Annotated in this window: 19 protein-coding genes and 1 other RNA gene; 10 read left to right on the forward strand and 10 right to left on the reverse strand. The window is 34.8% G+C overall.

Going from position 1 to position 18,701, the window contains the following annotated elements:
- Position 1: 1 nt before the first annotated feature.
- The gene (locus tag JMA43_RS06220) at positions 2–880 is read right to left on the reverse strand and encodes a PPK2 family polyphosphate kinase (protein WP_342155585.1); all 879 of its coding nucleotides are present in this window, start codon (positions 878–880) and stop codon (positions 2–4) included.
- Positions 881–998: 118 nt separating this feature from the next.
- Here JMA43_RS06220 and JMA43_RS06225 point away from each other — a divergent pair, with 118 nt between their 5' ends.
- The 4 genes from JMA43_RS06225 (at position 999) to JMA43_RS06240 (ending at position 3,856) form a co-directional block, all read left to right on the forward strand.
- The gene (locus JMA43_RS06225; protein WP_342155586.1) at positions 999–1,838 is read left to right on the forward strand and encodes a hypothetical protein; all 840 of its coding nucleotides are present in this window, start codon (positions 999–1,001) and stop codon (positions 1,836–1,838) included.
- Between the two features lie 137 nt (positions 1,839–1,975).
- Positions 1,976–2,680 carry an outer membrane beta-barrel protein gene (locus tag JMA43_RS06230; protein ID WP_342155588.1) on the forward strand — a complete coding sequence of 235 codons (705 nt, stop codon included), beginning with the start codon at positions 1,976–1,978 and terminating at the stop codon, positions 2,678–2,680.
- Positions 2,681–2,776: 96 nt separating this feature from the next.
- Positions 2,777–3,061, forward strand: a complete 285-nt coding sequence (locus JMA43_RS06235; RefSeq protein WP_342155590.1) for a 4a-hydroxytetrahydrobiopterin dehydratase — start codon at positions 2,777–2,779, stop codon at positions 3,059–3,061.
- A gap of 75 nt (positions 3,062–3,136) precedes the next feature.
- Complete coding sequence (locus JMA43_RS06240) at positions 3,137–3,856, forward strand: YebC/PmpR family DNA-binding transcriptional regulator (RefSeq protein ID WP_342155591.1); 720 nt, start codon at positions 3,137–3,139, stop codon at positions 3,854–3,856.
- Between the two features lie 94 nt (positions 3,857–3,950).
- Here the strand turns inward: JMA43_RS06240 and JMA43_RS06245 are convergent, their stop codons facing one another.
- The 6 genes from JMA43_RS06245 to JMA43_RS06270 all read right to left on the reverse strand — a co-directional run bounded on the left by JMA43_RS06245 (position 3,951) and on the right by JMA43_RS06270 (position 9,185).
- The gene (locus JMA43_RS06245) at positions 3,951–4,499 is read right to left on the reverse strand and encodes a 1-acyl-sn-glycerol-3-phosphate acyltransferase (RefSeq protein ID WP_342155592.1); all 549 of its coding nucleotides are present in this window, start codon (positions 4,497–4,499) and stop codon (positions 3,951–3,953) included.
- On the reverse strand, positions 4,499–5,581 hold the full coding sequence (locus JMA43_RS06250) for an iron-containing alcohol dehydrogenase family protein (protein ID WP_342155593.1): 1,083 nt from the start codon (positions 5,579–5,581) through the stop codon (positions 4,499–4,501). Before JMA43_RS06250 ends, JMA43_RS06245 begins: the two co-directional genes overlap by 1 nt.
- 46 nt (positions 5,582–5,627) lie before the next feature.
- Positions 5,628–6,335 (reverse strand): HAD family hydrolase, encoded by a 708-nt coding sequence (locus JMA43_RS06255; protein WP_342155594.1) that lies wholly within the window; start codon positions 6,333–6,335, stop codon positions 5,628–5,630.
- Entirely contained in the window at positions 6,326–7,054 is a 729-nt protein-coding gene (kdsB, locus tag JMA43_RS06260) for a 3-deoxy-manno-octulosonate cytidylyltransferase (protein ID WP_342155782.1), read from the reverse strand. The genes JMA43_RS06255 and kdsB overlap by 10 nt, the downstream gene beginning before the upstream one ends.
- Before the next feature lie 48 nt (positions 7,055–7,102).
- Entirely contained in the window at positions 7,103–7,669 is a 567-nt protein-coding gene (locus tag JMA43_RS06265; RefSeq protein ID WP_342155595.1) for a DUF4126 domain-containing protein, read from the reverse strand.
- Positions 7,670–7,763: 94 nt separating this feature from the next.
- Positions 7,764–9,185: an ATP-dependent DNA helicase gene (locus JMA43_RS06270; RefSeq protein WP_342155596.1), complete on the reverse strand. Its 1,422-nt coding sequence runs from the start codon at positions 9,183–9,185 to the stop codon at positions 7,764–7,766.
- Positions 9,186–9,294: 109 nt separating this feature from the next.
- On the opposite strand from JMA43_RS06270, the gene JMA43_RS06275 reads away from it, so the two are divergent.
- The 3 genes from JMA43_RS06275 to JMA43_RS06285 are packed head-to-tail and all read left to right on the forward strand — an operon-like array spanning position 9,295 to position 11,292.
- Complete coding sequence (locus JMA43_RS06275; protein ID WP_342155598.1) at positions 9,295–9,945, forward strand: hypothetical protein; 651 nt, start codon at positions 9,295–9,297, stop codon at positions 9,943–9,945.
- Positions 9,923–10,753 carry a DUF3822 family protein gene (locus tag JMA43_RS06280; protein ID WP_342155599.1) on the forward strand — a complete coding sequence of 277 codons (831 nt, stop codon included), beginning with the start codon at positions 9,923–9,925 and terminating at the stop codon, positions 10,751–10,753. The genes JMA43_RS06275 and JMA43_RS06280 overlap by 23 nt, the downstream gene beginning before the upstream one ends.
- On the forward strand, positions 10,753–11,292 hold the full coding sequence (locus JMA43_RS06285; protein WP_342155601.1) for an RsmD family RNA methyltransferase: 540 nt from the start codon (positions 10,753–10,755) through the stop codon (positions 11,290–11,292). Before JMA43_RS06280 ends, JMA43_RS06285 begins: the two co-directional genes overlap by 1 nt.
- Positions 11,293–11,302: 10 nt before the next feature.
- On the opposite strand, the gene rnpB is transcribed toward JMA43_RS06285, so the two are convergent.
- Positions 11,303–11,597: RNase P RNA component class A (gene rnpB / locus JMA43_RS06290), an RNA gene on the reverse strand.
- Positions 11,598–12,450: 853 nt separating this feature from the next.
- Between rnpB and dnaX the strand changes: the two genes are divergently transcribed.
- On the forward strand, positions 12,451–14,166 hold the full coding sequence (dnaX, locus tag JMA43_RS06295; protein WP_342155602.1) for a DNA polymerase III subunit gamma/tau: 1,716 nt from the start codon (positions 12,451–12,453) through the stop codon (positions 14,164–14,166).
- 7 nt (positions 14,167–14,173) lie between these two features.
- Here dnaX and JMA43_RS06300 read toward each other — a convergent pair whose 3' ends face one another.
- A complete protein-coding gene (locus JMA43_RS06300) occupies positions 14,174–16,480 on the reverse strand; it encodes a hypothetical protein (RefSeq protein ID WP_342155603.1) in 2,307 nt (768 codons plus the stop codon).
- Entirely contained in the window at positions 16,440–17,447 is a 1,008-nt protein-coding gene (locus JMA43_RS06305) for a hypothetical protein (protein WP_342155604.1), read from the reverse strand. Before JMA43_RS06305 ends, JMA43_RS06300 begins: the two co-directional genes overlap by 41 nt.
- A 106-nt stretch (positions 17,448–17,553) precedes the next feature.
- Between JMA43_RS06305 and JMA43_RS06310 the strand changes: the two genes are divergently transcribed.
- On the forward strand, positions 17,554–18,057 hold the full coding sequence (locus tag JMA43_RS06310) for a hypothetical protein (RefSeq protein ID WP_342155606.1): 504 nt from the start codon (positions 17,554–17,556) through the stop codon (positions 18,055–18,057).
- A 61-nt stretch (positions 18,058–18,118) separates the two neighbouring features.
- Positions 18,119–18,700 (forward strand): tRNA-(ms[2]io[6]A)-hydroxylase, encoded by a 582-nt coding sequence (gene miaE, locus JMA43_RS06315; protein WP_342155607.1) that lies wholly within the window; start codon positions 18,119–18,121, stop codon positions 18,698–18,700.
- Position 18,701: the final 1 nt, after the last annotated feature.

Consider the following 18,701-nt stretch of genomic DNA (forward strand, 5'->3'; position numbering starts at 1 on the left):
GTTACTCTTGGTTTAATTGATTTTTATATTGGTTTAAATGTTCTTTGATTTCAGGTGCCAATTCAGGATATTCAACATCTTTATATTTTTTCAATTCGTCATACAGAATATCAGCAACAATTACACGAGCCGATTTTTTATTATCCGCAGGAATAATATACCATGGCGCTTTGCGTGTCGAGGTAACATTGATGGCTTCTTCGTAATATTTTTGATAATCGTCCCATAAGGCACGTTCTTTTAAATCGGCCGGAGAGAATTTCCAATTTTTCTCTTCTAAGTTCAGTCTTCTTAAAAGTCTGTTTTTTTGTTCGTCTTTTGAAAGATGAAGGAAAAATTTAAAAATAATAGTTCCATTTTCAGCAATGTGCTTTTCAAAATTTTTGATTTGCTCAAAGCGTTGATGCCAGAATGCATCTGTAACATCTTCAACACTATTAATTTCCGGAAGGTTTTCACCTAACAAATATTCAGGATGCACACGTGTAACCAACACATTTTCGTAATGCGTACGGTTAAAAACTCCAAACTTCCCTCTTGCTGGCAACGCAATGTAATGCCTCCACAAATAGTCGTGTTTCCGTTCTAAATCGGTTGGCACCTTAAAGCTATGCACCACCACTCCGCGCGAATTAAAATCTTTAAAAACCTCGCGAATTAGACTATCTTTTCCCGCTGTATCAATACCTTGAATACAAATTAACACACTGTATTTTCCGTGTGCATAAACAATATCCTGAAACTTCCCTAGCTTTTTTCTGAGGTCTTTTAAATGTTCTTTCAACGCATCATCTGTTGCATTTAAATTATTTAAAGTTGGAACATTACTAAGTCTAATAGCCGAATCTACTCTGTAATCTGAAGTTTTTATAGCATCCATAAATTTGAAAATATATTAATACAAACCTCCGTAAAATAGAAGTTCGCCACAAAGTTTTTTAAAAGTACAATTTATATTGTAATATTGCTTTGCCCAAATTTAACAAATCTTATTTACCATGAAGAATTATACGCTTTTACTACTGTTCGTATTGTTTTCTAATTATGCCATTTCGCAATGTACATCGGCTTATTCGCAAGCGAGTTACGCACTTGCACACACCAAAAAGTCGTTAAATGCCGATAATTTTGACCATCAAAAATACTATGCTGGGAGAGCGATTGAAGCACTCGAAAAAGCCAAAGGTTTAGTAGAAAGTTGTGGCTGTAAAGACGCTGTAAGTCCAATTTTAGATGCGCTCGATAATATGACACAAGCCGAAGACCCAGCCGATTGGGAAGCAGGACGTTTTTACACCAAACACGGTTACGAGTTTTTACAAACATTGATGACCAAATTAGACTATTGTACTGCAAACGCATCTGCTGTAAACTACGAAGCAAGCACCAGTACAACGCCAAGTGTAAACTACAATACAACGACCACTGTTACAACTTCAGCAAATACGGAAGCTACAAGTCTACAAGCGCAACAACAGCAACTGGAACTTGAAAAACAAAAATTAATCGAGCAACAACGTCTTCTAGAAGAAAAAATTCAGCAACAAAATGAACTTGCAGAACAGGCTCGCATAAACCGACAATTAGAACTTGAGGAACAACTTAAACTTAAACATTTAGCAGAACAGTCTATTTTTGAAATTGAAAACAACTTTAAAGAATTGGCACGCACACTAAATTGTAAATCTCTAGAAAGTGTCTTAAATGGCGGTTACGCCCGTGAAGACGATGTTTTAAATAACGAAACTCTTTCACAAACACGCACTTATTATTTAAAATTAAGCGCCGAAACCCAACAAAAAATAGCAAATGCTTTAAACAAGTGTCTAGCGGAGTAAGAAAAACTTTTTAATTAAGTAATTGATAATCTATTACTTACTAATAACATTGATTAGTTAACAATTTAGTAACGATTAAATTCTACAATGGAATAAAGTTTGATATGGTTTTTTAAATTAACAAAACCCATATTAAAATGAAAAAACAATTACTATTAACACTACTTTTATTTGTTGCTTTTACAGTTAGCTCTCAAATCGATCGCACAAATGAAAAAGCCTATATCCCGAAGGGAAAATGGATGACTAGCGGAACTATTTCTATAGACACGGGAAATGGAAAATCGAATTACAATTACGAAGACCCTGACTATGTAAATACATCGGAATCTGAAAATATTAGATTTTCAATTGCACCAAAAACAGGTTATTCTTTTGCTAAAAATTGGATAGTTGGTGTTGGAATAGGATATATCTATGATAGAAACAAATCTAAATACTTTGAAAATGATAGTATCACGGAAAAATCGGAATACACCTCCAACAGTTTTTCAATAAATCCATTTGTTAGAAGATACATTTCAGTTGGTAAAAATTTGACTTTCTTTTTTCAAGGAGAAACAAACTTTCAATACTCAAAATCTAAAGCAAAAGATTTCATCCTTACAGATCCAGATAACGAAGATAATTTCACCTCCAAAAGTATTTTTGTTGGAATACGACCTGGACTTAATTACTTTTTTAACGATCACTGGGCATTAGAAACTACAGTTGGTAGAGCAGGATATCAACACACAAATAATGATAACGACATTAACAACTTCGGCGTTTACGAATCCAACCGATTCTTTATTGATTTAAACCTAACCGACGTGTACTTTGGAGTTTCTTATTTCTTTTAAAAATAAATAGCAAAACAATTAAAATTGGTAAGGAAGTAAAAACCCAACAATCTTCCTTACCTTTATTACTGAAATTATAAAGATAAAAGTAAACCTATGAAAACATATTCTGAAGCAGAAGTAAAAGCCAAATTAGAAAAACTTGATTATTGGGATTTTGAAGACGGTTATTTGGTAACTTCATTAGATTTTAAAGATTTTGCTGACGCCTTTGCCATGATGACGAGAATTGCTTTTGAAGCAGAAGCGCAACAACATCATCCAGAGTGGAGCAATGTGTACAACAATCTTACTATTAGATTAACCACGCACGATGCAGAAGGAATTACAGAAAAAGACTTTATGCTAGCCAATAAAATTGAAGAAATTATAAAAGGATAACTTTAAACCTCGGCAAAAGAGGTAATTTTCTTTTTTTATTTATTTTTGCTATCAAATTAATAACAATAGAACTTTATGGGAAGAGCTTTCGAATTTAGAAAAGCAAGAAAGATGAAACGTTGGTCTGCAATGTCTAAAGCGTTTACTCGTATCGGGAAAGACATTGTAATGGCAGTTAAAGAAGGTGGTCCAGACCCCGATGCCAATGCACGTTTGCGTGCGGTAATTCAAAATGCGAAGACCGCAAACATGCCAAAAGACAACATTGAAAGAGCCATAAAAAGAGCTTCAGATAAAAATACCGAAGACTATAAAGAAGTTTTATTTGAAGGCTATGCGCCACACGGAATTGCAATTTTGGTTGAAACTGCAACCGACAACAACAACCGTACGGTAGCCAACATCCGAAGTTATTTTAATAAATGTAACGGAAACTTAGGTACCAGTGGTTCGGTAGAATTTATGTTTGACCATACGTGTAATTTTAGAATTCCTGCTGACGGAATTGACCCTGAAGAACTCGAATTAGAAATGATTGATTTTGGTGCTGAAGAGGTTTTTGCTGATGAAGACGGGATTCATATTTATGCGCCTTTTGAAAGTTTTGGAGCTATCCAAAAAGAATTAGAAGGTCGTGGTATTGAGATTTTATCTTCTGGATTTGAAAGAATTCCGCAAGTAACTAAAAAGCTTACTGCTGAAGAAGTAGCTGACGTTGAAAAATTACTTGAAAAAATTGAAGAAGATGACGACGTTCAAAACGTGTATCACAGCATGGAAGAATCGGAAGATTAATCACTTCTACTTCAGAAAAAATAATATAAAAAAAATCCTCGTTATGTTGTTAACGAGGATTTTTTGTTTGTCAGAAAAAATTCATCTCTTTATATTATTCTTTCGTAAACGAATACTCTGGAATTTTCCCTTCTACTCCCGAAAAATAATTGTACATAAATTCAAAATCGGCTTCCACATCATCAGAAACATAAAAAGGTGGTGCAACGCGGACCTCTTTGTTTTTATAATCAAAAGCTACCATAACAATGGGTACATTTGCCCCCTTTGCAATATAGTAAAATCCTGTTTTCCAATTCGAAACCTTTTTACGAGTTCCTTCTGGCGCTATTGCCAAACGAAACTCATCTCGCTGTTCAAACAACTCCGCCACCGCATCAACCGTATTGTTATTTTTAGACCGATCGATAGGTGCTCCTCCACTCCATCGGAAATACCAACCAAGTGGCGAGTCGAACAATTCCTTTTTAGCAACATAATTCATCGGAGTTTTCACGATACTTCGCACCAAAACCCCTAAATAAAAATCGTGCCAACTGGTATGTGGCACGACTGCTATTATATACTTATTTAACGGTGGAAAAACTCCATTAAGCTTCCACCCTAAAACATTTGTAAAAATCCACTTTGAAAAACTACGCATTACATTTTTTCGTATAAGCTTCTCAATTTCTCTCTAGTGATAGTTTCCTTCCAATTTTTACCACATGCATTTTCCCATAACGGATCCATATTCATAGAAACATCAATCATTATGTCAAACTCCTCATCGGTTAAGTTAGCACACAATCCTTGCGGAAGTTCGATGCCAAACTTCTGTTTCATCTTCTTAAACAAAGCAACGCCTTCAGGATAAAATTCTTCCAAATGATCAAAAACAATACAGTTACCAACACCGTGCTTCGTCCCTAATAAATAAGAAAGTCCGTAGCTCATTGCGTGCGCCACACCTACTTGTGAATAAGCAATACTCATCCCCCCGTGCCATGATGCCATCATTAATTTATCTTGAGATTCTTCTTCTGTAAGATCTCCATTATAAAACACTTCATGACAAAGCTCTTCTGCTTTCTCTCCGTAACTTTGACTAAAAGCATTTAAGTAGGTTCCATTTAACGATTCCACACAATGAATATAACAATCCATCCCTGTGTAAAACCATTGATCTTTAGGTACACCACGTGTAAGTTCTGGATCTAACACCACTTGATCAAAAGGAGTGAAATCGGAATTAATACCTAATTTTTTATCGGGACCCGTAAGTACTGTAGTTCTAGAAACTTCTGCCCCAGTACCACTAATTGTTGGAATTCCAACATGATACAAAGACTCATTTTTAACCAAATCCCAACCTTGGTAATCTGCTGTTTTCCCAGTGCTGGTAAGCATAATGGCAACGGCCTTTGCCAAATCCATTATTGAACCACCACCAACACCAATAATACCAGATGGTAACTCTTGGTACTCTTCACGAATTTTCTCCACCAATACATCTACCTGTTCGGTTTTTGGTTCTTCAGCGGTTGAGATAAAAATCATCTGATCGTTAAACATCAATGGAATTCGAGACGTTATCGAGTTATTGTTCTCGAAAACATCATCAACTAAAAAAATAAAAGGTGCCTCAGAGTTTTTACGCTTCGGCATTAATATTTCATTTAGCTGACTAAAGCTTCCTCGCCCAAAAACCACTCTGGGAACCATTGGAAAATTTTTATATTTCATGTATGCTCTTTGAATTATTTTCGTTTGTTGCTTTCATTATTCAATACTAATTCTGATGAACTAGTGGTAAAATATCTTTTATATTTTTTACCGTTTTATAGGTACCGTTTTTCTCTACATTCGTAACCATTTCGTGTGCCCATGTGGTATGAAATGGAATATGAATTGCTTGCGCACCAATATTTATAAGCGGCAATACATCTGACTTTAAAGAATTTCCAACCATTAAAAACTCTTTTACCGAAATTTCTAAATGCTCGAGTAAATTCTTATAATTTTCATCTTTTTTATCACTTAAAACTTCAATATGATGAAAATATTTTGAAAGTCCAGACTTTTCTAATTTTCTTTCTTGGTCTAATAAATCTCCTTTTGTTAATAAAATCAATCGGTAGTTATCAACCAAATTGCTTAAAACCTCTTCAACACCTTCTAACACTTCCACGGGTTTTAAAAGCATCTCTTTACCAAGATTCAAAATGTTTGAAATGGTTGCATTATCCACTTGTCCATTCGACAAATCAATAGCGCTTTCAACCATAGACAACATAAAACCCTTAACCCCATATCCATAGATATCTAGGTTATTGATTTCCATTTTGAAAAGCTCTTGATCTATTTTATTCTCAGTTTCGTAACTCGAGAGTAATTTAGCAAATTTTTCTTCTGCTTCTCTAAAATAGGTTTCATTTACCCAAAGCGTATCATCAGCATCAAAGCCAATAACTTTTATGTTTGAATAATCTACTTCCATACCTTTTTTGCACGTTCTAAATCTTCAGGAGTATCAATTTCAATCCCTTCAGAATCGGTTTCCACCATTTTAATTTTTTTCCCGTACTCTAAGTAACGGATTGCCTCAATTTTTTCGGTTGCTTCTAAAGACAGCATCGGAAGCTTTTGAAAGTCTACAATTGCTTGTTTTCTAAACGCATAAATCCCTTTGTGTTTAAAATAACTCACATCAACAGATTTATCTCTTGGGTACGGAATTGGAGAACGCGAAAAATACAATGCAAAATCCCTACTATCGGTAATAACTTTTACAGTATTTGGGTTATTAATTTCATCCCAATCGGTAATTTTTGTCATCAAAGACGCTAAATCGATTTCCTTTTCTTTATCTTCTTTAAAAACTTCGATAACTTTTTCTAGGCTTTCCTTATCGGTAAAAGGTTCATCTCCTTGCACATTCACTACGATATCGACATCCATATTTTCTACCGCTTCCGCTATTCGGTCGCTTCCACAATCATGTTCTTTAATGCTCATAATTGCTTTTCCTCCGTTCTGCTCAATTTCTTTAAAGATAATTCCGCTATCGGTTACTACATAAACATCATCAAAAAGTTTAGTATTTACCGCAGCTTTGTAAGTTCTAAGAATAACAGTTTCTCCCCCAAGATCTTGCATCAATTTTCCTGGGAAACGAGAGGCGGCATAACGAGCCGGTATCATAGATATAATTTTCATCATTTATAACCTTTCAGAGTTAACAAAAATAAGGATTATATTGAGAATTTAGTTGCTACGGGCCTTGAGTTTTTTATAAAACCAAAAAATAAACAGTAAGATAATGACTACCAACACAATAGCTATAATCGGTATAAATATCGAAAGTATCGCTAAAGCGAAGGAACCTACCGTTTCTACAGTTGAAACTATTGGGTTACCTAATCCTGCTGTGGTTGCAGATGAAGTTAGTCGCGTTCCTGCTGAAGCTCCTTTTACTAAAGTTGCTGTTCCGCCCCCCGCAATAATAGCCATTGCCCATGTAACAACGGGAGATAAATCGGTAATTGTAGAAACCATGACTGCCGTTCCAGCAATTGCGGCTAAAGGCACAGCAATAGAATCGAGAAGATTATCAATAAACGGAATGTAATATGCGAAAATCTCTATCAACATAGCGACTCCAAGCGTTAATAAAGCAGCAATCGAACCTACCCACATCCAGTCTTCACTGAGCGTCAACACATTAAAATGCGCTGCTAAACTCAAAACAAAAAGTGGTAAAAACACTCTAAATCCTGCAGAAGCTGCTAAACCAATTCCTAAAAATATACTTATAATGGTTTCTGATGTCATTCTTAATATTTTCTTTAAAAATAAGAATTTTAATCGAAATAAAACATCAAATATTCTTACAAGAAAAGAGCTTAAACTTGACTACAAACAAAAATCAGACAAAAAAATCGTCTTTAAAACCTATTAAATACAGCTTATCTTTTGCACGTGTAACGGCTGTGTACAACCATCTTAAATACTCTTTATCTACGCCATTTGGCAAATAAGGTTGTTCTATAAAAACCGTACTCCACTGCCCTCCCTGACTTTTATGACAAGTAATAGCATACGAGAATTTAACCTGCAAAGCGTTGAAATATTTGTTGTTTTTTACCTTTAAGAACTTCTTATATTTTGAGGTTTCTTCTTCGTAATCTTTCATTACTTCTTGGTACAGCCTATTGCTATCTTCATAAGAAAGTGATGGCGAATTAACATCTAAAGTATCGAGTAACAAAACGGTTTCAAAAGGTTTCATTTTAGGATAATCAACCATTTGCACTTTTACTTCAGCAAACTTAAATCCGTATAACTCTTTAATTGCAAAAATTTCTAAGACTTCGATGATGTCTCCATTGGCAATAAATCCTGCTTCCGAAGAAGTTTTCAACCAAAAATAATTGTTTTTTACAACCATTAGGTAATCGCCAGTTGCGAGTTCGTTATCTAGAAATAAAATCCGACTTCTAATTTGCTGATTGTACAAATTTGCTCGTTTGTTAGAGCGAACAATGATTGCGGTATCGTCTTTTCCGTGCTCACTGTACGAATCGTTAATGGCATCTTGAATTTCATATCCATCCACCAAGCGCACTATATCTGAAAATCCTTTTACTTCAAATTTAAAATCGTCTGAAAATTCATCTTGTAATTGCTCGCGCAAATTGGTGGCATTGAGTAAAATTCCGGAGTCTAACTGCTGACGAACAACTTCATCCAATTCAATTTTCTTTACCTCCTTATTATAATTAAGCGATAAAGTGTTTTCGTTTAATGCCGGACTCAACGATAAATTTACAGGTGGTAACTGTGCAGTATCTCCAATAAAAATGAGTTTACACTTATGTCCAGAATATACATATTGAATTAAATCATCCAATAAAGAGCCGTTTTCAAACATTTTTGAATCGGACGGCGAATCGGGAATCATGGATGCTTCATCCACGATAAAAATGGTGTTTTTATGTTTATTTGGCGACAAAACAAACTTAACGCCACCTCCGGATTGTTTCCGCGGAAAGTAAATATGTTTATGAATGGTATGCGCCGAATACCCTGAATAGTTGGTAATTACTTTTGCGGCACGCCCCGTAGGCGCCAATAACACCGATTTTTTTAAAGTTTTCCACAAATTGGTAACCAGCGCACCAATAATAGTAGTTTTTCCAGTCCCCGCAAATCCTTTCATCAGAAACAATTCGTTTTTATCTTCAGCATAAATAAAATCCGAAAGTTGCTGAAGCACAATATCTTGCTTTAATGTTGGTTGGTGAGGAAATTGTTCTTTTAATAATTTGTAAAATGATGCCGCGTCCATAAAATCTATTTCAGACCCAAAATTAGTAATGTTTTTTTAGGCTATCTCTTTTATGAATAAAAAAAAATTGTAGATTTGCGTAAACCTCATTAATACAAATTAATAAAAAATGAAGACAGTATTACAAATTGCTCTTTGGCTTGTAAGTATCTTTTTCGGGTATAAAATTTACACTTCGGTAATGGAACCTATCAAGTTCGATAAAGTAAAGAAAGAAAGATACACAGCCGTAATTAATAAACTGAAGAAAATTAGAGATGCTCAAGAAGCTCACAGAACTGTAACTGGAAAATTCTCAAAAGATTTTCCTGGACTTATCAAATTTATTGATACCGCACAGTTTACACTTACACAACAAAGAGACTCTTCATACATGGAATACGATAAAACTTACCGTATTGATATGGAGAGAGAGGTTAAAATTATTGACACTTTAGGATTTGTTTCTGTAAAAGATTCTTTATTTGGTGGTAAAGACACTTACAAAAATTTAGCTTCTATTCCATACGCTCAAAACAACGAGACATTTACTATGGATGCTAAAACAATTACTACTAACGGATTTACAGCTCCTGTATTTGAAGTAAAATTAAACAAAGACGTTTTATTATACGATCAACCAGAAGATTTAGTTGCAAAAGAAAAAGCAGCCATCTCTGTAGAAGAAGTAAACGGTCCTGAAATTAAAGTGGGTAGCCTTGAAGAAGTAAGCACAAGTGCAAACTGGCCTCCATATTATGACACAAAACAAAACAAGTAATATACTTAACAATTCATTTAAAGAACTGTCCATTCAAGTTAGCTTGAGTGGACTTTCTTTTTGCATCCTAAACGGAGCTTCTCATAAAATTGAATTGTTAGAAACACTTCACTTCGACCAAAAAGCAAATCCAGAGCAACTTATTTCGCATCTCGAAGCTTGGTTTTCAGAAGAAAAAATAGCGACTGACTCGCTCGATAAAGTAAGTGTAGTACATGAAAACGAACTCTCATCGTTTATACCAAAGTCACTATTCAACGAGCGTAATCTTTCAGACTACCTCAAGTACAATGTAAAAATTCTTGAAAACGATTTTATAAGTTACGACGAACTAAAATCGTACGATATTTATAATGTGTATGTCCCTTTTGCTAACGTAAACAATTATATATTCGACAAATTTGGCGATTTTGAATACAAACACGCTTCCTCTATTTTAGTTGAAACCTTAATAAATAGTGCCAACAAAAGCAATCAAGAAACTATTTATGTATATGTAAGTAAAAGTCATTTTGAAATAGTTGTATTGAATCAGAAAAAATTAATACACTACAACACTTTTACATATCAGCAAAAAGAAGACTTTATTTATTATTTGCTTTTCACTATCGAGCAACTCAACCTAAACCCAGAAGAAACACCTACCCTATTGCTTGGCGATATTACCGAGGAAAGCGATTTATACAAAATTGCATACACCTACATAAAACACCTAAGCATAAACAACAAACAGTTGCTAACCAACACCTACAGCCTCCCAAAAAACACCAACAGCTCAAACTTTTATATTTTATTAAACAGTCTTTAATGCGTATCATTTCAGGAAAATACAAAGGTAAAAGACTCATGGCTCCCATGAAGTTACCCGTTCGTCCAACTACCGATTTTGCCAAAGAAGGACTCTTCAACATTTTAAACAATCAGTTTTATTTTGACGAAATTTCCGTACTCGACCTTTTTGCCGGAACCGGAAACATCAGTTACGAATTTGCAAGCAGAGGCGCAGAAGTTATCACATCGGTCGATGCACATTCGGGATGCGTACAATACATTAGTAAAATAAAAGAAGAACTCGAATTTCCAATACAAACCATCAAAAGTGATGTTTTTACATTTTTAGAAAAAACAGCCATCACTGCCGACATTATTTTTGCCGATCCGCCATACGACTTCACCTTAGAGCAATTCAGTAAAATAGTCGACCTCGTACGCGAAAACAATATTTTAAACGAAGAAGGACTCCTTATTATCGAGCATTCCAAACACACCGATTTAAGTGAATGCAAAGGCTACACCGACCAACGAAAATACGGAGGCAGTGTTTTCAGTTTCTTTGAATTCGAGTAAAAAATAAGAAAAAAGCAGGTCATAAGCCGGATTCTGTATCTATAAATAGACCCTTATCATTTATCTGGGCGTTACATTACTGCACCGCTCTAGCCGCCTACCCTCCAACATCGGGCGCGCAACCCTCAACCGTTGGTATACATGACGTTGCACCGCATAGAGTTTACCTGATTTCACTACAGCATTACCTGTACATCCTTTCTTTTGCACTTGTCCTAGTCTTTCGACCGACGGCCGTTAGCCGCTATGCTGCGCTGTGGTGTCCGGACTTTCCTCTTTGTAAACAAAGCGATAAGGAGACCTGCGGCACAAAATTAATCTTTTCCACCATTTTACACAGCACTAATTGCAATAATAATTATAGGGGTTTGCTCATTCCATTTCGCAACCAGGCTTTCCGCTACTAGTTTTAGTAAGCCATAAACAAAAGCTTACTAAAAGCTAACCGCTACAATCCTTACCCCAAAAGAATTACAACATCAATTAAATCACAAAGGTTTTAAAAACCTTTGCGATTTTACTCCTTCAATTTAACAATCAAGCAAATTCACATTCCGCAAGATGAGATTCCTCCTCGTACCTCGTTCGGAATGACTTTGTCCTGAGTATCTATGGATCAAAGATTCAAAGTCGCAAAGCAACAAAACTTAAAAAACCTTTCCTACTTACCTCTTTAACCTTTCTAAAACAGTTAAATAAAAATTTTAGTATTGAAGAACTGACCTATTTAAAAAGTATTAAAAATCAAGGAAGCAGTCTGGGCGGGAGATAAAAAGCTGTTTGAGCGAAGCGAGTTCTTTTTATCTGTGGAGGATGGTTCCGTAGATTTTCTGATACTTTTTTAATCAGTCTTGACTTTTTTGTTTCGTTTTTGTGTCAAGACAAAAATGAAAAGAAAGTATTTCTAAACTTAGTTTAGTTAAAACAATTTTGAAGAAACAAAATCTATAAAAAAACCTTTCCTCCTTACCTCCTTCACTCTTTAACTATTCAAAACAATTTAAAACACAACCTTACAGCTTATAGCTAATGGCTTATTGCTTACAGCATATCCCTTATCACTTATAGCTAATAAAAAACAAACCATTGTTAATAATTCAGCAACAAAATCAATAGAAAAAAAGTATTTATCCCATATCAATTTTTATATTTGTGGTAATGGAACACTTTGTAGTATCTGCACGCAAATACAGACCAAAAACTTTTAAAGATGTGGTTGGCCAACAGGCCATAACCAACACCTTGCTTAACGCTATCGATAACAATCATTTAGCACAAGCATTATTGTTTTGTGGTCCGCGTGGTGTAGGAAAAACTACTTGTGCGCGTATCTTGGCAAAAAAAATAAACGACGACGGTACACATGCCGAAGACGAAGATTTTGCCTTTAATATTTTTGAGCTCGATGCCGCATCCAACAACTCGGTGGATGATATTAGAAACCTTATCGACCAAGTTCGAATCCCGCCACAAGTTGGAAAATATAAAGTGTACATTATCGACGAGGTGCACATGCTTTCTCAAGCGGCTTTTAATGCTTTTCTTAAAACATTAGAAGAACCACCAAAACACGCTATTTTTATTTTAGCAACTACCGAGAAGCATAAAATTATCCCTACGATTTTATCGCGATGTCAAATATTCGATTTTAAACGAATTACCGTTAAAGATGCCAAAGAATATTTACACTACATTGCCGAAAACCAAGGAATCGAAGCCGAAGATGACGCTTTACACATCATCGCTCAAAAAGCAGATGGTGCCATGCGTGATGCGCTTTCTATTTTTGATAGAGTCGTAAGTTTTACAGGGAAAAATTTAACACGCCAAGCTGTAACCGAAAACTTAAACGTTCTCGATTATCAAACCTATTTTGAGATAACCGATTTGATTTTGGAAAACGATATTCCAAACTTACTTATCAACTTCAACAAGATATTATCTCTAGGTTTTGATGGACATCACTTTATTGCCGGACTTGCATCTCATTTTAGAGATTTACTAGTTTGCCAAAATGAAGCTACTATTCAACTTTTAGAGGTTGGAGATGAAGCCAAACAGAAATATCTTGAGCAAAGTAAAAAAGCTCCTAAAGCATTTTTACTCGATGGTATTGAAATAAGTAATGAATGCGACCTCAATTATCGTAGCAGTCGAAATCAACGCTTACTTGTAGAACTTTGCCTTATGAAACTCGCCTCCATCACCCAAGATGGAGAAAAAAAAAAAGGTAGCAACTACATAATTCCGCCGTCTTTTTACAAAGTATCTTCAGAAAAAATAAATGATTTAAAGAGTGAAGTACAAGTAACTGTTCCGAAAACAGTTAGCCCTACTTCAACTACTCCAAAAACAATTTCTTCCGAAGAAAAACAAAAAAACACTGCTCCAGAAGTAAAAATCGAATACAAAAAAGCGGTCTCTGGACTTTCATTATCGAGTATTCAGAAGAAAAGAGCTCATGAATTGGCAAAAAAAGACCAAGTTTTAGATGAAGACAATCTGCCTTCAGACCCTTTTGACGAGCCAACTATGCAAATGTATTGGGAGCAATATGTAAAAAAGATTGATGATGAAGGGAAAAAAATTTTAGGAGCTGCCTTGGGGTCTGACATTCCGAGACTCAAAGGAAAAACTACCATTTGGATTGAACTTGCCAACGACACCCTTAAAAAGGAAGTTGAGCGCGACCAATACCCGCTAATGGAGTTTCTAAAAAAGAACCTCAACAATTACGACATCGAACTTTTAATCACCGTAAACGAAGAAATTGCAAAGCAATACGCCTTTACTCCTATGGAAAAATACGAAAAGTTACGAGAGAAAAATCCGTTATTAGACAAGCTTCGTCGTGAGTTCGACCTCGATATTTAACAGTTCCCTAATTCTTTTCAATGTAGGTTTTAAAATAACCACATTCATTAATTACCTCTTCAAAATACTTTGTATCAGCATAATCGTTTTTAAGCAATTGGAATCCGCTCCACGCTAAAAAGTCTGTCTCATCATCTCGATTTCTCCAATAACCAGGATTAATATCTTGATAGTAATATTTTGTATTGTAATATGCGTTGCGCTCACATTTTGCAAGCATATAAGCACTTTTTGCTTTTTCCTCATTGGTAGTTGCATGTTTAAAAGCCTGTTTGTAATAACTCTCTGCCAAACTACAATCGGTAATTAAGCGCATACTTGCGTTCCTAAAGTAGTCGGGAGAAGAATAACCTCCAACCATTGTACTAGCTTCATAAAACACACGTGCATTTCCAAAATGTGTTATGTTGTAAAATGCGTTTCCGAGCAACATACTATTGGTAAAAACATCGCCACCTTCATTTATTTTCTTTTGCATATCATTTGCTACAATTAAAAACTTCTCCACTGAGTAAGGTTTATTTTTAGCGTGTTCAAAATCGTGATTGTCCTGAATAAATCCATTAAAAGGATTTGCCAAAAGCATCACTTCTTTTTCAGATTTTTTAAACTGAACAATTGCTTCAGGAATATTATTTGCGAAGGTTGCCAGCACAGCTTTATGATAATACACATCGGAAATATCTTTTGAATATAATTTTAATGCTAAGGTTTCCATCTCTGAATGCTCTTGATTCAGCATAAAACGCTCCATGGCATCCAACCTACTTTTATCATCATAAAAATAATCGTCGTGAGTATCCAAATCTGGCATAAACAATTCCGCCATAAAGTCATTTCCCTGCTTTTTATACAAAGCCGAAATGTACTTTTTACTCCAATCTAAGGTGTTATAATACCTAAACTTACTCTCACTTTCTTCAGTATTTGGAACTTCTTCATAAAGCCAATGCAAATACGGCAAGATTTGTGTTTCTGTAGTAGCATCTAAAACAGAAATTTTATTTAATTCATTTATAAAACGAAGTAATTGCAATTGATTTTTCGCCAATTTTGTATTCGGCGAGCTACTTTCAGCAATCTCAAAACTCTTTTCAGCAGACGAATACGCCCCGTTTAAAGTTTGCAAATACCCTAAAGACGACAACCATAAAAATGAATTTTCATTAGAGTTTGAATGTGCAATTTTCGACACCAATTCCAACGCTCTTTTATCGACTAAACTATACTGTTCTTTCTTATTAACATCGAAACTAACACTGTTTGAAAAGTCCTTAATTTTTCGTTCTTGCTTATTTACCAATCGCGTTAAAAGATACGCCAAATGTTTGTTGGAAGGGTCTAAACTATAAATATGACTAATTGCACTTATTTCATCTTTATAAAACCCTTGAATTGCCCACAAAGCTGCTTTTTCCTCATTAGTTGTTGCTAGTTGCAGCGCTTGCTCCCAATCTGTTTGTTCCTGCGGATGAAAATTATAAGCAGCCACAGTTCGCATTGGCGGACACTCATCAAACACCCTGCTGTACAAATAATTAGCAACATTATAATCCTTTTTCTTGTAATGTATTCCAGCAACATACGCCAAAGCTCGGTAATACAACAAATTCTGCGGAACGAGCCCTTTCGTCGTATTGAAAAAATCTACCGCATAACAAAATACATCTTCGCTTGGCGAAACACTCAAACTGTTGTAAAAATGAGCTTTAATGGTTTGAAACCAATATCTATTTTTTAAAAAAGGGTTTTGTTCGGTATTATATTTCTTTTCGATTTCAGACAAAACAGTTTTGTTTTGCAACGGCTTATACGTTACAGGTTCGTAATACCAAGCATCTTCTGGAACCGAAACTACCTCTACCTGTTTTGCTAAATACAAAAACTCTATAAACGATTTAAACCGAGCATTATCAATAGTTGTTTTTTGTTTCCATTTTTTAACTGCTGAATTTTGATTGCCCGTTGAATAATATTGATACAATTCATTAACATCTTCATTACTTTCATCTTTCAGCAGAAAATACTGCACATCTTTTTCAGAAATTATAGCTCCCAAAAACGAAGACCAATCTTTAACTATATCTTCATTAAATCGAGAACCATACGAAGTTTCAAATCCGATTTCATAAAAAGAACTATGCGACAAAAACAAAGGCGTGTACGACGTGTCTACATTAAAAGCCTCTGGCGCATAGTTTGACGAATACTCAAAACCCCAATCCCAATCACTACAAGCGTTGACAATGGTGTAAGCGCCAATCGTAACAAGACTAAAAACTAGTGCTAACTTCTTTAAAGATGTTTTTTTCATAATTTTTTAAATTGATGGCATCCAAATCGTAATAAATAATTTCGTTTGGAGGTGTTACTGTATATTTTTCAATATCAGAAACCATTTCCAACAAATCTGCTTTTTGAATGGCTTCAATTTTTATAATATCTCTTTCTTGGTAATAAACCCCATTTTTGTAAAATGATTGTTTTACTTGGTAAAAGTTATCTTTTAAATCAATAATATTGGCATCTGCTTTTAAGTCTGCTTCATTTATCTTTCCTCGAACTCCAACAACTTGACGGTTTCTAATTTGCACACCCCACGAAAAAATTGGCAGTGCATAATTTAGTTTTAAAGGGTAATTTTTTAAACTTTTTATATAGCGTCTCGCTATGCTTTTGTCGTAAATAGAATTCAACGAATCGGAACTTATGGTTCCCATATTGTAATACATCAACACCCCTTCATCTACATTTGGGACTTTTGTTTTTGTATAATATTTTACCTGATGAAGTCGAATTGTAGCCGACAATTTCTTCTTACTGATTTGTTTAAATAGCTCAATAAAATCAAGGTAGTTTACTTGCGATTTTAAACTCCAATCGCAATCAATCTGCACTTCTTTAAAATCAATTTTAGCAGAAGCACAAATAGCTTCAATATACTTAAATGTTTTTGTTGCCAAAGCTTCAAGATCAATAGTATCTTTTAAAAAAACACGATTTTTTATATACACCACCGGAACAATTTCCATTCCAACAGGCAACTCCTCAAACCTAATTGCACTTCTCGGAATTGGCTCATTTTCTTTATTTAAGTCGATATCAAAATAGCGAACATAAAGTTTAGAAACGCTATTTTCTTGAAGCGCTTCTTTTTCTTCGGAAGATAATTTATACGTAGTTCTCCAGAAATAAAATGAAGTTTTTGGCGGGATTTGCTTTGTACACGAAAATGTGACTAAAAAAATAAAGAGGACGCTTATGACTTTGATTATCCGCACAAATTTTTTAAATTGAAAATAGGTTGTGTTTTCACAAATATACCACATTAATTCACTTCCTTACCACTATAAAGCAATGACATTACACATCAATAAAATCAGGATAATGAATTTAAAAAACATAACTACACTCATTGTTTTCACTTTAATTTTTACAACTTCAATTGCACAAGCACAATCTTCAACAGAATGTAATCTTCAAAAGGAAAACGAAGTGTGGTTGGCAAAGTTCAAACAAACAAATTCGCTTGCCGAACAATTAGAATTAATTCAACAAAAAATAATAGCAGATTCCGTATACACAAGGTTTAAATCTAAAATAACAACCCCGCATAGCTCCACAATAATAAATTACACAGATATCAATAATAACTTATGTGGTCGTAAAATATTATTTACGATAGACTCGCATAAAATTGACATTAACGAACAACCAGCGTTGAGTCCGATTGTAAGAAATATTACAGCTAGCAATATTAAAAGCATCCAATACATGGAGCCCAAAACGGCCGCCGCTCTCTTTGGAGCTCATAGTGAAAAAGGTGCTGTTTTAATTCAAACAAAAAATAACGAAGTAGCAACACAATTAAAGCAAACACGAACGCCATAAGTAACGCTACTGCATTTATTAGAAAGTTGGTATATTTGCGATATCATTAAAATTAAGCACCATGCTCGGTTTAAAACTTCCTACAGACCCAAGATGGGTTAATATAGTTGAAAAAAACATTGAAGAAATCCTTACAGACCACGCCTTTTGCGAACAAAAAGCAACGAGTACTGCAATTTCTTTTATTGTTCTTTTTCCTGAATATACCGACATCGTACAAGAAATGACAGCTTTAGTAAAAGAAGAAATTAGTCATTTTAAAATGGTGCACGATAAAATTATAGCACGCGGTTGGAAACTAGGACGCGACCGAAAAGACGAGTATGTAAACCGATTAATGACGTTTTTCCCTAAAGGCGGAAGCCGAACTACATTTTTGGTACACAAACTGCTGTATGCTGCTTTAATTGAAGCGAGAAGTTGCGAACGCTTCCGACTTTTATCGGAACATTTGGAAGATGAAGAACTTCGTACTTTCTACAGAAATTTAATGGTAAGCGAAGCCAACCATTACACCATGTTTTTACAATTTGCTAGAAAATATGGTGGTATTGAAGAAACAAATAAAAAATGGCAAGCACTTTTAGATTTTGAAGCTCAAATAATGAAAGACCTCGGAACAAAGGAAACCATTCACGGGTAAA

The organism is Joostella sp. CR20, assembly GCF_038433465.1.
Taxonomy (GTDB): Bacteria; Bacteroidota; Bacteroidia; order Flavobacteriales; family Flavobacteriaceae; genus Galbibacter.

What these genes read in the sequence shown, in the direction of transcription:
- JMA43_RS06220 (WP_342155585.1), bottom strand. Translation starts at nt 880, where the DNA reads ATGGATGCTATAAAAACTTCAGATTACAGAGTAGATTCGGCTATTAGA.
- JMA43_RS06225 (WP_342155586.1), top strand. Translation starts at nt 999, where the DNA reads ATGAAGAATTATACGCTTTTACTACTGTTCGTATTGTTTTCTAATTAT.
- JMA43_RS06230 (WP_342155588.1), top strand. Translation starts at nt 1,976, where the DNA reads ATGAAAAAACAATTACTATTAACACTACTTTTATTTGTTGCTTTTACA.
- JMA43_RS06235 (WP_342155590.1), top strand. Translation starts at nt 2,777, where the DNA reads ATGAAAACATATTCTGAAGCAGAAGTAAAAGCCAAATTAGAAAAACTT.
- JMA43_RS06240 (WP_342155591.1), top strand. Translation starts at nt 3,137, where the DNA reads ATGGGAAGAGCTTTCGAATTTAGAAAAGCAAGAAAGATGAAACGTTGG.
- JMA43_RS06245 (WP_342155592.1), bottom strand. Translation starts at nt 4,499, where the DNA reads ATGCGTAGTTTTTCAAAGTGGATTTTTACAAATGTTTTAGGGTGGAAG.
- JMA43_RS06250 (WP_342155593.1), bottom strand. Translation starts at nt 5,581, where the DNA reads ATGAAATATAAAAATTTTCCAATGGTTCCCAGAGTGGTTTTTGGGCGA.
- JMA43_RS06255 (WP_342155594.1), bottom strand. Translation starts at nt 6,335, where the DNA reads ATGGAAGTAGATTATTCAAACATAAAAGTTATTGGCTTTGATGCTGAT.
- kdsB (WP_342155782.1), bottom strand. Translation starts at nt 7,054, where the DNA reads ATGAAAATTATATCTATGATACCGGCTCGTTATGCCGCCTCTCGTTTC.
- JMA43_RS06265 (WP_342155595.1), bottom strand. Translation starts at nt 7,669, where the DNA reads ATGACATCAGAAACCATTATAAGTATATTTTTAGGAATTGGTTTAGCA.
- JMA43_RS06270 (WP_342155596.1), bottom strand. Translation starts at nt 9,185, where the DNA reads ATGGACGCGGCATCATTTTACAAATTATTAAAAGAACAATTTCCTCAC.
- JMA43_RS06275 (WP_342155598.1), top strand. Translation starts at nt 9,295, where the DNA reads ATGAAGACAGTATTACAAATTGCTCTTTGGCTTGTAAGTATCTTTTTC.
- JMA43_RS06280 (WP_342155599.1), top strand. Translation starts at nt 9,923, where the DNA reads ATGACACAAAACAAAACAAGTAATATACTTAACAATTCATTTAAAGAA.
- JMA43_RS06285 (WP_342155601.1), top strand. Translation starts at nt 10,753, where the DNA reads ATGCGTATCATTTCAGGAAAATACAAAGGTAAAAGACTCATGGCTCCC.
- dnaX (WP_342155602.1), top strand. Translation starts at nt 12,451, where the DNA reads ATGGAACACTTTGTAGTATCTGCACGCAAATACAGACCAAAAACTTTT.
- JMA43_RS06300 (WP_342155603.1), bottom strand. Translation starts at nt 16,480, where the DNA reads ATGAAAAAAACATCTTTAAAGAAGTTAGCACTAGTTTTTAGTCTTGTT.
- JMA43_RS06310 (WP_342155606.1), top strand. Translation starts at nt 17,554, where the DNA reads ATGAATTTAAAAAACATAACTACACTCATTGTTTTCACTTTAATTTTT.
- miaE (WP_342155607.1), top strand. Translation starts at nt 18,119, where the DNA reads ATGCTCGGTTTAAAACTTCCTACAGACCCAAGATGGGTTAATATAGTT.